Here is a 15,640-nt window from a genome sequence, read left to right as displayed (position 1 = left end):
AAACGGCGGGTTTAGTCACTTGGGCAAAAGAGTCATGATCCGTGCATGACACATGGGTCGAGCCTTGGTTGGGGAAATTGCTGGAAACGGCGGGTTTATTCATTGTTATTTACCTCTGAAACCGGTTTCATTTTTGTTCAAAAAAAATCAGCCAAGGCTGTGTTGTTCTTTTTGGCCTCATCGCTGGCAAGTCGAATCGTCGCACCGCAGCTCCCACAGATAGCGGGTCGCTCACAAATCTCAGGTACACCCCAATACCTGTGGGAGCGGGCTTGCCCGCGAAGAGGCCGTATTAGTCACTACAAAACCCACGGGTCGAACCGCGCTCAATAAGCACCGGCGCAAAATCCAGTGTCCGCGCCGCTTCATCATTCCCACGCAACCGCTTGAGCAAACACTCAAACGCCTGCGCCCCGATCTCGGCAGTTGGCTGGGCAAGGGCAGTAATCCCGCTGCCCACCAACGGATACCAATCCAGATCATCCAGGGCGATCAACCCGACATCCTCGAACAATCGGCAGCCAATCTCGCGCAGCGCCAGGGTGCAAGCCAGCGCCGCCACGCCATTGGCGCAGAACAGGGCTTTCGGGCCGTTATCAGGTGTGTTCAAAAAGGTTTGAAGATCGTTCACAAGGCTAGAGTCAGTTTCCAGTACCGCGCCACGCATGTCTTTGCGCTGGCCAATCTGCTGCTGAAAGCTGCTGACCCGCTCGATCCGCGAACTGGTGCCGTCATAGGGTTCGGTCACCAGCAGTACATCTTGATAGCCACGTTGCTGAAGATGTTCGAGCGCCATCTCGATGGCTTGCGGGTTGTTCAGCCCGACCATGTCGCTTTCCAGCCCATCGACTTTGCGATCCACCAGTACCAGCGGCATTTCCCGCTTCAACTCATCCAGCTCATCCCGGTGATGGCCCAGGGTGTTCACGATCAGCCCTTCGATGTTGTACGAGCGCAACAGCGCCAGGTGCTGGCGTTCCTGCTCGTCATCGCGGTCGGTGTTGCACACCACCAGGCTGTAACCGTGTTGGCGGCAGGCGGTTTCCACCCCGTGCATCACGGCAATCGAATAGGGGTTGCGGATATCGGCCACCAGCATGCCGATCAGGCGGGTGCGGCCGCGCTTCAAGCCTCGAGCCATTTGATTGGGACGGTAGCCGAGTTCGGCAATCGCCTGCTCGATGCGCTGGGCAATCGCATCGGAGAGCAGGGCGCGGTCGTCGCCGATGAAGCGCGAGACGCTTGCCTTGGACACGCCGGCGTGTTCGGCGACGTCTAGCATGGTGACGCGGCTGCGCTGGGCGCTGGAGAAGTCATTCATAGGGGGTGGACCTTGTTGTTATGCCATGAAACCGGTTTCAGGAAAGCCGTTTCTCGGCTCCTCGTCAAGTCAGAAAAACCGCTTCCTCACAAGAAAAACCGACCGACGGTAGAAAGACCTGTCAGATCTGACAGTTGGCGATCGCTTCGACACGGCGCTTAATCTGGTCAGCGCCCAGTCAATGCAATATCTGACATTCAGCCATGTTCAAGAAGGGTTTTGCTCATGATCTCAAGTGATCCGTTGGATTTCGATCCGCCGCAGGTCGACGGCGTAGACGATCCGGTAATCGATCCGGAGGGATGGATTCCGCTCGAGTTACTCCTCACGGGGATTGACGTTGTCGTCCCCCTCTGGAAAGAGCCGGCCACCGATCCCGGGGAGCGGGATATTCTGACTGTGAACTTTGAGCAGCCCGGCCAAACCCCGGTAAAAATCCAGAACATCTACCGCCCCGAAGATATGCGGCCTGAGTTCAGGATACATATCGGCCCCGAGCACTTGTTGAATGATGGCGTCGGAGAACTCTGGTATGACCTTTTAGACACGGCCGATAATCCATCCAAATCACAGCGGCGGAACCTGACGATTGATCGCACGCCTGTACCGGTCGATCTGGAAGGTGTCGAATTTTTGAATACCGATATCTGGGGTTACTACAACTGCCAAACAACTCCGCCGATTTGGGAAGGCATACATATTCGTGTTCCTCCATTAACTTTATTTAGAACAGGCGATCGATGTGAAGTGACCTGGCGAGGCTATTCTTCGCCAAATGGCAGCGGCCTGGAGATCGTTCGCGCGAGATGGAGAAATGTACGGACTAGTCTGACTGACAAGGACATTCGTGAAGGATATTCGCTCTTGGTGGAGCCCTACGATGTACATATAAAACCCATGGAGAGGGAGTCCTCGGTCACTGTTATTTATCGAATGTATCGTGGAAGAAGACTAGTAGGAACGTCCGAGGTCGCACTGGCAAAAATTGACAGAATTCTGCCGGGTCAAGAACTGCCCTGCGGCCCTTGAAGTTCGACGGTGAGTGAGTTTTGAGCAGTACTGTGGGGAAAGCGGTAATCGAAAATATAACGTCTTGATAAATTTAATAGCGGGAGTTTTAAAATGAACAGTCGGGTTGAAAAAGCTATATTGTCCAGGAGGGTTTTACTTCAGAAAAGTTATGGCGCATCTGGAGCGTTCGCAGATCCTCCAGCCGTTACCATTCCTGCACAAACGCTGCCTGGCGGCGACTTGCGTATTCCGGTGGCAGCGCTTGCCGCGCCACTTGTGTACACCATCCCAAAGCCAACTGAACCAGAAGATGAAGATGATCTGATCGAGTTCAAAATTCGTGTAAAAGGCACAACCCCCTGGCTCGACATCGAACCCATGCAAATACTGGGGCCGATTGCCGCTCGCCAATGGCCTTTGCAAAAAAACATTCCGTTAGGGGAATGGATGAGCGAGAAAACGACACCGGAGACTCCAACAGAATACGAAGTTCAATATATCTACTGGTACGGTGCAGTCAATGAAGGCCATTCGGATATTAAGACATACATCATTGACCGGACGGCGCCTTACAGAGTCAAAGAGCCGGCTTCCAATCTTTCTCCCAAGGCGGCCAATTACCCGGCCTCCATCCCGCCTGGCAGCGTCATCGACGAAGCCGTCATCGCGAATAATCCGAACGGTATCAATTTGACTGCTGCGGCTTACGGCAATTATCACGCCACGGACGAATTGTGGGCCTGGTTTGGCAAGGCTCCGGTTCCGGAGATTGACGAGCCGGTACTTAAAGTCACCTTGCCTGCTTCCCGTGAATTTACGATACCCATCCAAGCCTACGTTGACGCTGAAGAGGGTAATAACTCGGTTATCTATCAAGTAAGGGATCTTGCCGGTAACGTGGGAAAAAAATCGAGTCCCGTCACCCGCGAAATCAGACGGATTGCCGATCCGACGGTGTTTGAAATTCCGGTAGTACCACTGGCTGCAGACGATCTGATTGATCTGGCTGACTGCAATCAGGGCGTTACTCTTAAGGCCGAAGTGCCTGTTCCGAATGCGCCAACAGACACCTTGGCGGCTTATTGGGGTAGTGAGGAGTTGGGTGAGAAACCCGTCAGTGGCGCCGTTGGTGGAAAGCTGATCTGGGATGTACCCTATGCCACGATCAAGAAGGTATACGGCAATACCGACGGTGATGAAACAACCGAATTCAGTTATGCCATGTTCAGAGGCAATCGACGTATTGGTGGCAACAAGGACACGACCCTTGTCAATATCTTCTACATCGGCCCTGTCAATCCCAATGAGCCCGATCCGGACAACCCTGATCTTAAGCAACCTGTATTGCAGTTTGCGGGCGGTAGTACAGACAAGGTAGAGGAATCGGACTACGGGAATGATGCGACGCTTTCTGTCGAACTGTTCGCCGCCCCTCCTACCGAAGAAGGTTGGAAAGCTTCGATCTACTATGACGGTGAGTTGGTGAGAACTTTCGAACTGAAGGACGGTGATGAGGGCACAATACTACCGGCGCCTTTACCCTGGAGCACTATATTCACTCAAGGTCCAGGCACCAAACCTGTCCACTGGATACTTCATAGTGATAGCAATCCCAACCCGATTTCCTGTACTCCAAAAGATATTCCTGTTGCTGCGTTTCCAATCCAGACACCGGCACCTGAAGTGCAAAATCTTGCTGGTCCACTGAAAAGAATCGGTTGTGCGACATTGAACTGGGGAGCCGGTGACGGAACTTCTCGGCGGAACTTGCGTGTCATCATTCCGAAAAGTGCCTACACCGTTCCTGGCGAAAAAATTACGTTGAGTTTCGCAGCGTATACTGATACCACTCCTCCAGTACTGGTTCCAGGGACGGATACTGAAGCAGAGCTAGACGTACCTGATCCTTATCCGGATGCAGGCGCACCCATTGACATTGGTACATATGCAACACACTTCAAACCAGCCAACCGGGCAAACGGAGTGCTGTCTTATACCATTACTCGTTCGGGTACAACACCGACTCCCGATTCAGCAAAGGCGCAGCATTTCATCCTGCTGACAAACAGTGAGGCGCAGTTCTGTGACGAGGTTTACCCCGCACCTTGAAGCGGGCGGCAGACAGTGCGACCGGTGAGTCGGGCGTGCTGTCTGCTGTTACTTTGTTCACCGTATAAAAGTTTTATGGTGGACCTTTCCGAAGAAAAAAAGAGATTAATCCTACATAAATTGGCGCTATTTCAAGCTAGCTTAGCGAGCCTCGTTTTCATGGCCCTTTCTCCGTGGCCTGCCTTAAATAACAGGTGTTCACTATGCAAAGAACAGTATTGAATTTACTTCTACACGATATCCGTTGGGGGCTAGTGCTTTCATCGGTTCTGGCTCCGTTTTCGCAAATGGCCATCGCAGGAACTCTGATCGGAGGGACCACAACGATTACTGGAGGCACTCCCGAGGACTGGACGCTCACTTCCAATGCAACCTTGAATGTCAATGGTGCTGACACCTTGTTTATCAACACGGATGCTTCAGTACTCAATGTCAACGCGGGTAATACCCAACAAATTGCTGCCCGCAATGGTTCACAAGTTAATCTGAGCGGCGCGAACGTTTCAGGTGTAAGTGGTTTGGCAGCGGTGACACTTGTCAACAGCGATGGCAGCATTAAAAACAGCACGATCAATGGCAATCGGATCGGGCTCCAGGTTGTGCGTGACGCAAGTACCCTGACCGGATCGACTGCCACCGTAAGCGGCAAAAGCGTCATAACCGGCGTGACGGGCGGCGCATTGGTTAGCGCGTTCAGTCGTCTGGATATTGTCGACTCAACCCTTCAAGCAACGGGTGCCAGCAGTTATGGGTTGCGCCAGGCCAGCGGTCAGGCAACGGCAACGGACAGCACAATCAAAGGAGGACAAACCGGTGTAATCGTTGGGCTGGACGGTAACTCCATCCAGCCTGCGACACTGAGCCTTGCCAATACAACCGTTGAAGGCGTAACGGGCTCCGCCATTCTGGTCGACTTTGCCAACGCTGGATCGTCCAGAGCGACCATCACTCTGGACAATGCGAATCTGGTGGCAGGCAACGGCACGATACTGGATGTACGGGGCGGTGCAACGGCCTCGATGACGGTGAATAACAGTACCTTGAATGGCAATGTCATCAATGAAGCTGGCAGCACGGCTGAATTGGTATTGCAAAACAACTCGGCGCTGACCGGGCGTTTGGAAAACGTTTCTCATGCAACCATCAACGACACATCTCGTTGGGTTCTGGTGGGCGATGGCCAGATTGAAAACCTTACTTTGAACGGTGGCACCGTGCGCTTCGGCGCTGACAATGCTTTTTATCAATTGAACGTCGGGCAACTGGCGGGAGCTGGCCGTTTCGAGTTGGGCACTGACTTCACCACGGGTCAGACAGACTTGCTGAATGTGACGGGGACAGCGACGGGTCGCCATGAGCTCGCAATCAGCAGTTCCGGTGTTGATCCGGCGGCCGGTCAACCGATCCGGGTGGTTCAGACTGCCGGGGGCGATGCGGAGTTCTTCATGAATCGTCCTGTCGACCTTGGCACCTACTCATACGGTCTGGAAAAAAACGGCAATGACTGGATTCTTGACCCCACAACCAAAACGGTCAGCCCTGGAGCGCGTTCGGTGTTGGCGCTATTCAACACTGCGCCGACCGTGTGGTATGGCGAACTTGCCTCACTTCGTTCGCGCATGGGCGAGTTGCGTTTCAACGGTGGGCAAGGTGGTGCCTGGGGGCGTACCTATGGCAACAAATACAATGTCGCCGATGCCTCAGGTGTCGGCTACCAACAAACCCAGCAGGGTTTTACGTTAGGCGCTGATACTCCACTGCCATTTGGAGACGGACAATGGCTGATCGGCGTGATGGCAGGGCACAGCAAGTCGGATCTGAACCTGGATGGCGGCACTTCCGGCACGGTTACAAGCAATTATCTGGGAACCTACCTCACTTGGATTGACCCGCTCAGCGGTTATTACGTTGATGCTGTGCTCAAGGTGAACCGCTTTCGCAACGACGCAAAAGTCGGCTTGAGTGACGGTGGCAGGGCCAAGGGCGATTACGACAACACGGGACTGGGTGGTTCAGTCGAGCTGGGGCGGCACATCAAACTGGATGATGGTGTTTTCATTGAGCCCTACACCAAGTGGTCCGGCGTGGTCATTGAGGGCAAGCATTTCTCCCTGGATAACGACATGCAAGCCGATGGCGACCGTACTCGATCACTCCTGGGTGAGGCCGGCATGACCGTGGGACGCACATTTGTGCTCGAACGCGATTTGAAAGTTCAACCTTACGCCCGTGTCGCGATGGCACACGAGTTCGCGAAAAACAATGAGGTCAAGGTCAACAACAATGTATTCAACAATGACTTGTCGGGCAGTCGAGGTGAACTGGCCGTTGGCGTGGCAATTGCCATGACCGACCGCCTGCAGGTGCACTTTGATGCGGACTACAGCAACGGGAAAAATATAGAGCGGCCAATAGGCTTGAATATTGGTGCCCGTTATAACTTTTAGACGACTCTGTAATAAGAGATCAATAAAAAAGGAAGCAATGCTTCCTTTTTTATTGCGTGCCAATATTCATGCGTCTCAAGCAACCTTCGAATTCTTATTGAATCCTGCGTTATAGACATCACCGCGTGCACTGAATTTTAGGTTGACCAGCAGCTCCACGTCTTCTTCGTCCTGATTCAGCAATACGACATTTGTCAATTCTCCCGAAAAAATGCTTTCTTCACTGTCAAATGCCAACGTTGCGACTCCGCTTTTCTGCGAATAAATCAAAGGCTCCGTCGATACAGTGTTATCGACAAAGGTGATACGGACCTGATTGGACTCTGGTGTGACAATGTATTCATCATTCGCCAAACTTCTACCGAACGAAATATAGATTTCTTTTGTTTTGTAGCTCGGGTGTGGTTCGCGATGCCTGGCAAACATGACCAAAGCTGAACCAAATGGAGGGGGAAATACTTTCGATGTCAGCTCTACCAGTTGAGCATTGAATGGCTTGTCAACGCCAACGGTTCCAGAGCAATTACCGGCCTTGGCCATGCTTTTGATATTTTTCATAAAAGTTGTCTCTGCATTGATGACATTTTGGATATCCAGGTAATGGAACTTCCCGGATTCCCTATCAGAGCGCTTAAGACCGGCGTTTGTAAACTGTCATACCTGACAGTTTACAAACCGAGAAAAAGGTGAAGCATGAGTGCTGTTCATGGAGTATTTTTTGTCAACCAAACAACCCTGCCGCAATGTTGATCGAGAACCCGAGAATCGCCGTGTTGAACACAAACCCGATCAACGACTGTGCCAGCACGATCTTGCGGATCTCTCGCGTGGCCACGCCGACATCTGCCGTCTGCACAGCGACGCCGATGGTGAACGAGAAGTACAGAAAGTCCCAGTAATCGGGTGTCGTCAGGCCTTCGGAAAAGCGTAGCGCCGGCTCCTTGCCGTCCCAGGTGTAAAACAGACGGGCGTAGTGGACGCAGAAGATCACCCCGATCAGCAGCCATGAGCCAATCACGGTCAATGCGGTAAAACCGTAGTGCAGGAGTTTTCGGGTGGTTTCCAGGTCCTTGCTGCCAGCCAGTTCGACAGTAATGGTCGCCAGGCTGGCCAAAGCGGCGATACAGACGACGAACAGCACCAGCCCGGCATTTTCATCCTCGACTTCGGCGATGCGTTTGACGTCCGGCGCTTTGGCGCGGATGGTCAGCCAAAGCATCAGGATCAGGTACGTCCAGATCCCGGCATTCCAGCCGATGAGGATTTTGCTGATGACGGAGTCGGCGGGTGTGAGCAGGCCGACGGCAAGCCCAAACAAAGCAGCGGCAGACAGGCGAGGGTGGGTACGGGCGAGGAAGCGCATGGGGACTCGATGGGCCAGGGCGGTTCAGACACCTTAGCCCAGCGCGGCGACCTCTGGCCACCGCGCCGGGAGCGCTCTATCAATCAGGCTTGGTGAACCGGCGTACAAGCTTGATTACGACAACGAAAAACACCGGCACGAAAATCACCGCCAATGTTGCGGTAATCATCCCGCCAATCACCCCGGTACCAATCGCCTGCTGGCTCGCCGAACTCGCGCCGGTGGCAATCGCCAGCGGCACCACACCCAGAATAAACGCGAGCGAAGTCATGACAATCGGCCGCAACCGCAGACGCGCCGCTTGCAGCGTGGCATCAATCAGATCGTGACCTTCGTCATACAGGCTCTTGGCAAACTCGATGATCAGGATCGCGTTCTTCGCCGACAGACCGATGATGGTGATCAGCCCGACCTTGAAGAACACGTCGTTGGGCATCCCGCGCAAAGTCACCGCCAGCACCGCGCCAAGCACGCCCAGCGGTACGACGAGCAGCACGGATGTCGGAATCGACCAGCTCTCGTATAACGCCGCCAGGCACAGAAACACGATCAGTAGCGACAGGCCCAGCAGAATCGGCGCCTGACTGCCGGACAAACGTTCCTGCAGTGACAAACCGGTCCATTCCTGACCCAGGCCTGTCGGCCCCTGGGCCACCAGCCGCTCGATTTCCGCCATGGCTTCGCCGGTGCTGTGGCCGGGTTTCGGCTCGCCGGAAATCGAGATCGCCGGGTAGCCGTTGTAACGGGTCAGCTGCGCCGGGCCTTGAGTCCATGTGGCTCGCACGAATGCCGACAGCGGCACCATTTTCCCGGCGTCGTTGCGCACGTGCATCTTCAGCAGGTCATCGACCTGACTGCGACGGTCGCCTTCGGCCTGCACGACAACCCGTTGCATCCGCCCCTGATTGGGGAAGTCATTGACGTACGAGGAGCCGATGGCGGTGGACAGCACGTTGCCGACGTCGGCGAAGGAAATCCCAAGTGCATTGGCCTGCTTGCGATCCACTTCCAGCTGCACTTGCGGCGCTTCGGCCAGCGCACTTTCACGCACGTTCATCAGGATCGGGCTTTTCTCGGCGGCCGCGAGCAACTGGGTGCGAGCCTCCATCAAGGTCGCATGACCGAGGCCGCCGCGATCCTGCAGGCGGAACTCGAAGCCGCTGGACGTACCCAAACCATCCACCGGCGGCGGCAGCACGGCGAACGCCACGGCATCCTTGATCTGGCTCAGGGCGATGTTGGCGCGGTCGGCAATCGAACTTGCCGAGTCGTCGCTGCCGCGCTGTGACCAGTCCTTGAGCGTGGTGAACGCCAGCGCGGCGTTCTGCCCGCTACCGGAAAAACTGAAACCGAGAATCACGGTGCTGTCGCCCACACCCGGTTCGCCGGCGTTGTGCGCTTCGATCTGCTCGACCACCTGCACCGTGCGGTTCTTGCTTGCACCGGGTGGCAGTTGAATGTCGGTGATGGTGTAACCCTGATCCTCGACCGGCAGGAACGAGGAGGGCAGGCGCGCGAAGCACAGGCCTAGGCCGACCAGCAACACAACGTAGATCAGCAGGTAACGACCGGTGCGTTTCAGCGCGTAACCGACCCAGGCCTGATAGCGATCGGTCAGTTGCTCGAAACGGCGGTTGAACCAGCCGAAGAACCCGGTTTTTTCGTGGTGTTCGCCCTTGGCAATCGGCTTGAGCAAGGTGGCGCACAGTGCCGGGGTCAAGGTCAGGGCGAGGAAGGCCGAAAACAGGATCGAGGTGGCCATCGACAGCGAGAACTGGCGGTAGATGACACCCACCGAACCCTGCATGAAGGCCATCGGAATGAACACCGCCACCAGCACCAGGGTAATGCCGATGATAGCGCCGGTGATCTGGCTCATCGCCTTGCGTGTCGCTTCTTTGGGCGACAGGCCTTCGGTGGCCATGATCCGTTCGACGTTCTCCACCACCACGATGGCGTCGTCCACCAGAATGCCGATGGCCAGCACCATGCCGAACATGGTCAGCACGTTGATCGAGAACCCCAGCGCCAGCATGGTGGCGAAGGTACCCATCAGCGCCACCGGCACCACCAGGGTTGGAATAAGGGTGTAACGGATGTTCTGCAGGAACAGGAACATCACCGCGAACACCAGCAGCATGGCTTCGCCGAGGGTATAGATCACTTTGGTGATCGAGACCTTCACGAATGGCGAAGTGTCGTAGGGGATCTTGTATTCCACGCCCGCCGGGAAGTAGCGCGACAGTTCATCCATCTTTGCCCGGATCAGCGTGGCGGTGCTCAAAGCGTTGGCGCCCGGCGACAGTTGCACGCCGACGGCGGTGGACGGCTTGCCGTTCAGACGGGTGCCGAACTGGTATTCCTGGCTGCCGATCTCGACCCGCGCCACATCCTTGATGCGCACGGTGGAGCCGTCCGGGTTGGCCTTGAGCACGATGTCGGCGAACTCTTCCGGCGTCGACAATTGGCCCTTGACCAGAATCGTCGCGGTGATTTCCTGGGTGCTCGGGTTCGGCAGATCGCCGATGCTGCCGGCAGACACCTGGGCGTTCTGCGCGGCGATGGCGGCGTTGACGTCAGCGGGTGTCAGGTTGAAACCGATCAGCTTCTGCGGATCGACCCAGATCCGCATCGCCCGCTCGGCGCCGTACAACTGGGCCTTGCCGACACCGTCGATGCGCTTGATCTCGTTCATCACGTTGCGCGCCAGGTAATCGCTGAGCGCCACGTCGTCGAGCTTGCCGTCGCTGGAGGTCAAAGTGATCAGCAACAGGAAGCCGGCGGAGACTTTCTCCACCTGCAAACCTTGCTGATTGACCGCTTGCGGCAGGCGTGACTCGACTACCTTCAGGCGATTCTGCACATCAACCTGCGCCAGCTCCGGGTTGGTGCCCGGCTGGAACGTGGCCTTGATCGTGGCGCTGCCGAGGCTGCTTTGCGATTCGAAGTACAGCAGGTGATCGGCGCCGTTGAGCTCTTCCTCGATCAGGCTGACCACGCTTTCATCGACGGTCTGCGCCGAGGCGCCCGGGTAAACGGCGTAGATTTCGATCTGCGGCGGCGCGACGTCGGGGTATTGCGCCACCGGCAATTGCGGGATGGCCAGCGCACCGGCCAACAGGATGAACAACGCGACGACCCAGGCGAACACCGGGCGGTCGATAAAGAACTGCGGCATAGAAGAGCGTCCTGCTTACTGACCAGAGGTCTGGGCAAGTGGAAGAGGGGTGTCGTCGATCTGCACCACTTCGCCCGGACGGGCGTGTTGCAGGCCTTCGATGACAATGCGGTCGCCGGCCTTCAGGCCACCGGTGACGATCCAGCGGTCGTTCTGCACAGCGCCAAGCTGCACCGGCTGCTGGGCAACACGCATCTGATCGTCGACAGTCAGGACTTGCGCCACACCGGCGCTGTCACGCTGTACCGCGCGTTGCGGCACGGTGAGACCGTGCTGGATCACGCCTTGTTCCAGGCGCACGCGAACGTAGCTGCCGGGCAACAGATCGAGATCCGGGTTGGGGAACTCGCTGCGCAGGATGATCTGCCCGGTGCCCGGATCGACCGTGATGTCGCTGAACAGCAACTTGCCCGGCAACGGATAGAGGCTGCCGTCGTCCTGGATCAGCGTGGCCTTGACCTGATCCTGACCGACCTGCTGCAACTGGCCGGAACGGAATGCCCGGCGCAGCTCATTGAGTTCGCGGGTCGACTGGGTGAGGTCGGCGTGGATCGGGTTCAGTTGCTGGATCAGCGCCATGGGCGTGGTTTCGTTCTGGCCGACCAGCGCGCCTTCGGTCACCAGAGCACGACCGACGCGCCCGGAAATCGGCGCGGTGACGGTGGCGTAGCCCAGATTCAGCTTCGCCCGCTCGACGGCAGCCTTGTTGGCGGCCACGTCGGCGGCGGTCTGCCGGGCGTTGGCGCGGGCGTTGTCATAGTCCTGAGCGCTGATGGCCTTGTCTTCGATCAACTGGGCGTAGCGCTGCTCCTGCAGTTTTGCCTGGAACGCGTTGGCCTCGGCCTTGCGCAGCGCGGCTTCGGCGCTATCGAGGTCGGCCTTGAACGGCGCCGGATCAATGCGGAACAGTACGTCGCCCTTTTTCACGTCGCTGCCTTCGCGGTAGGTACGTTGCAGTACCACGCCGGCGACCCGGGCGCGGACTTCGGCAATGCGCGGCGCGGCAATCCGCCCGCTCAGTTCGCTGCTGATCGACAGGGGGCGCGCCTCAAGGGTTTCGATCCGCACGGTGGCCGGCGGCGCCTGTTCCTCGGCGTTCGAGGATTTATCACAGGCGCTCAGCGTCAGCGCCAATGCGATCAGGCCGAGCCCGGCCAGCAGATTCTTCGACATGTACAACCCCCAATATTGATCTGCGCATCCTACGGACAGTCGCCGAGGGTAGCGGTGAAGCTTTGTAGGTGCTGTGTGAAATTGTGTAAGGGTTTTGCTCAGGGACGGGTGAGGGCGTATATCCTTTACGCCTTGATATTTATTGCGACAGATAAAGCATCGCGAGCAGGCTCGCTCCCACAAGGGATTGCATTCCAAATGTGGGAGCGAGCCTGCTCGCGATAGCGGACGATGGGTCGCCACTGTATTTCTGGATCACCTCAATGCCCAACATCCTCCTGGTCGAAGACGACACCGCCCTCGCCGAACTGATTTCCAGCTATCTGGAACGCAACGGTTACTCCGTCAGCGTGATCGGTCGTGGCGACCATGTGCGCGAGCGGGCACGGCTCAATCCGCCGGACCTGGTGATTCTCGACCTGATGCTGCCGGGCCTCGACGGTTTGCAGGTCTGTCGCCTGCTGCGCGCCGACTCGGCAACGCTGCCGATCCTGATGCTCACCGCCCGCGACGACAGCCACGATCAGGTGCTGGGCCTGGAAATGGGCGCCGACGATTACGTCACCAAACCCTGCGAGCCGCGCGTCCTGCTGGCTCGGGTGCGCACATTGCTGCGGCGCAGCAGCCTCGGCGAGCCGATGACCGCCAACGACCGGATCCTGATGGGCAATCTGTGCATCGATCTGTCGGAGCGCACGGTGACCTGGCGCGAACAACCGGTCGAGCTGTCCAGCGGCGAATACAACCTGCTGGTGGTGCTGGCCCGTCACGCCGGTGAAGTGCTGAGCCGCGACCAGATTCTGCAACGTCTGCGCGGCATCGAATTCAACGGCACCGACCGCTCGGTAGACGTAGCGATTTCCAAACTGCGGCGCAAGTTCGACGACCACGCCGGCGAGGCGCGGAAGATCAAGACTGTGTGGGGCAAGGGGTATCTGTTCAGCCGTTCCGAGTGGGAATGCTGATTCGATGTTCAGAATCCTGTTTCGCCTCTATCTGGTGACGATCGTCTCCTACAGTGCGGCGATCTATCTGGTGCCGGATCTGGTGGTGATGGCGTTCAAGCAGCGATTCGTCACCTACAACCTCGACTATTCCCGTGGCCTGCAATCGTTGATCACCAAGCAGTTTCGCGCGGTGCCGCAGGACCAGTGGCCGGCACTGGCGGCGTCGATGGACAAGGATTTCCAGCCGCTGCACATCGTGCTCGCCCGTATCGATGACCCCGGCTTCACCGCCATCGAGCAAGAACGCCTGCGGCGCGGCGAGAACATGGTGCGGGTGGGCGACTGGGGCTGGCGCACGCTGGCGGTCACGCCGCTGAATGACGAAATGGCGGTGCAGATGGTGGTGCCGCCGGATCCGATGGACGTGAACCTGTTGTACTGGAGCATCAACGTGCTGATCGGCGCGAGTCTGCTGGCGTGCCTGTTGCTCTGGTTTCGTCCGCACTGGCGCGATCTGGAACGCCTCAAGGGCACGGCCGAACGTTTCGGCAAGGGCCATTTGAGCGAGCGTACGCAGATTGGCGCAAGCTCGAACATCGGCAGCCTGGCCAACGTGTTCGACACCATGGCCGGCGACATCGAAAACCTGCTCAACCAGCAGCGGGACCTGCTCAACGCCGTGTCCCACGAGCTGCGCACGCCGCTGACCCGTCTGGACTTCGGCCTGGCGCTGGCACTGTCCGACGACTTGCCGCAAGCCAGCCGCGAACGCCTGCAAGGGCTGGTCGCGCACATCCGCGAACTGGATGAGCTGGTGTTGGAGTTGCTGTCTTACAGCCGTTTGCAGAATCCGGCGAAGTTGCCCGAGCAGGTCGAAGTGTCGCTGGACGAGTTCATCGACAGCATTCTGGGCAGCGTCGACGAAGAGCTGGAATCCCCGGAAATCGTCATCGATGTGCTGCTGCACAATCAGCTGGAGCGCTTCACCCTCGATCCACGCCTGACAGCCCGGGCGATTCAGAACCTGCTGCGCAACGCCATGCGCTATTGCGAAAAACGCATTCAGATTGGCGTGCAGGTCTGCCCGAAGGGCTGTGAGATCTGGGTGGATGATGACGGGATCGGCATTCCGGAAGACGAGCGGGAGCGGATTTTCGAGCCGTTTTATCGACTGGATCGCAGCCGGGATCGGGCGACCGGCGGGTTTGGACTGGGGTTGGCAATCAGCCGTCGGGCGCTGGAAGCGCAGGGCGGGACGTTGACGGTGGAGGGTTCGCCGTTGGGTGGGGCGCGGTTCAGGCTATGGCTGCCAACCCCCGTTTAGCACTCGTGATGATCGTTCCCACGCTCTGCGTGGGAATGCCGCCATGGACGCTCTGCGTCCACTGTGACGCGGAGCGTCACGGTATGCATTCCCACGCGGAGCGTGGGAACGATCAGTGTTCTGGATTAGAGGATCTCAGTCGACTGGATCAATCCAACCCCGGCCACTTGCATCCGTTCGATCGCCGCCGCCAGTGATCCATTCAAATCAATCGCCCGGCACGCATCCAGCACCACAAACGCATTGAACCCAGCCGCCCGCGCATCCAGCGCGGAGAACATCACACAGAAATCCAGCGCGAGACCGACCATATACACCGTGTCGATCCCGCGTTCCTTCAGATAACCGGCCAGACCCGTAGTCGTGACGCGGTCCGCTTCCAGAAACGCCGAATAGCTGTCGATGTCCGGGTTGCAGCCCTTGCGGATGATCAATTGCGCATGGGGCAGATCAAGTCCCGAATGAAACTCGGCACCGCGTGAGCCCTGAATGCAATGGTCCGGCCACAGAGTCTGCTCGCCATATGGCAGTTGAATCAAGTCATACGGCTGGCGGCCAGGATGGCTGGAAGCAAACGAAGCATGTCCGGCCGGGTGCCAGTCCTGGGCAATGACCACTTGCGTGAACTGCCCGGCGAGCCGGTTGATCAGCGGAACAATCAAATCACCTTCCGGCACGGCCAGTTGGCCGCCGGGAATGAAGTCGTTCTGCACGTCGATGACCAGCAGGGCTGTGCGTGGCGAAATCGGCATAAATCCATCCTTCTT

At 57.4% G+C, this 15,640-nt stretch carries 11 protein-coding genes; 5 read left to right on the top strand and 6 right to left on the bottom strand.

Going from position 1 to position 15,640, the window contains the following annotated elements; genetic code table 11:
* Positions 1-292: 292 nt before the first annotated feature.
* Positions 293-1,321: a LacI family DNA-binding transcriptional regulator gene (locus ACKUG4_RS03635; RefSeq protein WP_445433462.1), complete on the bottom strand. Its 1,029-nt coding sequence runs from the start codon at positions 1,319-1,321 to the stop codon at positions 293-295.
* Positions 1,322-1,546: 225 nt separating this feature from the next.
* Between ACKUG4_RS03635 and ACKUG4_RS03630 the strand changes: the two genes are divergently transcribed.
* From ACKUG4_RS03630 to ACKUG4_RS03620, 3 genes are all read left to right on the top strand, one after another.
* Positions 1,547-2,350: a hypothetical protein gene (locus tag ACKUG4_RS03630; RefSeq protein ID WP_064596890.1), complete on the top strand. Its 804-nt coding sequence runs from the start codon at positions 1,547-1,549 to the stop codon at positions 2,348-2,350.
* A gap of 93 nt (positions 2,351-2,443) precedes the next feature.
* Positions 2,444-4,441, top strand: coding sequence for a hypothetical protein (locus tag ACKUG4_RS03625; RefSeq protein WP_445433461.1), 1,998 nt, complete (start codon positions 2,444-2,446; stop codon positions 4,439-4,441).
* Positions 4,442-4,644: 203 nt separating this feature from the next.
* Positions 4,645-6,888, top strand: coding sequence for an autotransporter outer membrane beta-barrel domain-containing protein (locus ACKUG4_RS03620; RefSeq protein WP_445433460.1), 2,244 nt, complete (start codon positions 4,645-4,647; stop codon positions 6,886-6,888).
* A 75-nt stretch (positions 6,889-6,963) separates the two neighbouring features.
* Here the strand turns inward: ACKUG4_RS03620 and ACKUG4_RS03615 are convergent, their stop codons facing one another.
* From ACKUG4_RS03615 to ACKUG4_RS03600, 4 genes are all read right to left on the bottom strand, one after another.
* On the bottom strand, positions 6,964-7,446 hold the full coding sequence (locus tag ACKUG4_RS03615; protein WP_064596883.1) for a hypothetical protein: 483 nt from the start codon (positions 7,444-7,446) through the stop codon (positions 6,964-6,966).
* Positions 7,447-7,609: 163 nt separating this feature from the next.
* Entirely contained in the window at positions 7,610-8,251 is a 642-nt protein-coding gene (locus ACKUG4_RS03610; RefSeq protein WP_011334304.1) for a DUF1345 domain-containing protein, read from the bottom strand.
* Between the two features lie 79 nt (positions 8,252-8,330).
* Positions 8,331-11,429 carry a multidrug efflux RND transporter permease subunit gene (locus tag ACKUG4_RS03605; RefSeq protein ID WP_445433459.1) on the bottom strand — a complete coding sequence of 1,033 codons (3,099 nt, stop codon included), beginning with the start codon at positions 11,427-11,429 and terminating at the stop codon, positions 8,331-8,333.
* Between the two features lie 15 nt (positions 11,430-11,444).
* Complete coding sequence (locus ACKUG4_RS03600) at positions 11,445-12,602, bottom strand: efflux RND transporter periplasmic adaptor subunit (protein WP_064596879.1); 1,158 nt, start codon at positions 12,600-12,602, stop codon at positions 11,445-11,447.
* A 263-nt stretch (positions 12,603-12,865) separates the two neighbouring features.
* Between ACKUG4_RS03600 and ACKUG4_RS03595 the strand changes: the two genes are divergently transcribed.
* Together ACKUG4_RS03595 and ACKUG4_RS03590 are read left to right on the top strand one after the other, a co-directional pair.
* Positions 12,866-13,567, top strand: coding sequence for a response regulator (locus ACKUG4_RS03595; protein ID WP_007960391.1), 702 nt, complete (start codon positions 12,866-12,868; stop codon positions 13,565-13,567).
* Between the two features lie 4 nt (positions 13,568-13,571).
* Positions 13,572-14,873 carry an ATP-binding protein gene (locus ACKUG4_RS03590; RefSeq protein ID WP_445433458.1) on the top strand — a complete coding sequence of 434 codons (1,302 nt, stop codon included), beginning with the start codon at positions 13,572-13,574 and terminating at the stop codon, positions 14,871-14,873.
* A gap of 125 nt (positions 14,874-14,998) precedes the next feature.
* On the opposite strand, the gene pncA is transcribed toward ACKUG4_RS03590, so the two are convergent.
* Positions 14,999-15,625, bottom strand: a complete 627-nt coding sequence (gene pncA, locus ACKUG4_RS03585) for a bifunctional nicotinamidase/pyrazinamidase (protein ID WP_236187829.1) — start codon at positions 15,623-15,625, stop codon at positions 14,999-15,001.
* Positions 15,626-15,640 lie beyond the last annotated feature (15 nt).

Source organism: Candidatus Pseudomonas auctus (genome assembly GCF_048654275.1).
Classification (GTDB): domain Bacteria; phylum Pseudomonadota; class Gammaproteobacteria; order Pseudomonadales; family Pseudomonadaceae; genus Aquipseudomonas; species Aquipseudomonas pharyngis.
Note: the sequence above shows the minus strand (reverse complement) of the source record. Positions and strands in the feature narration are given on the sequence as shown.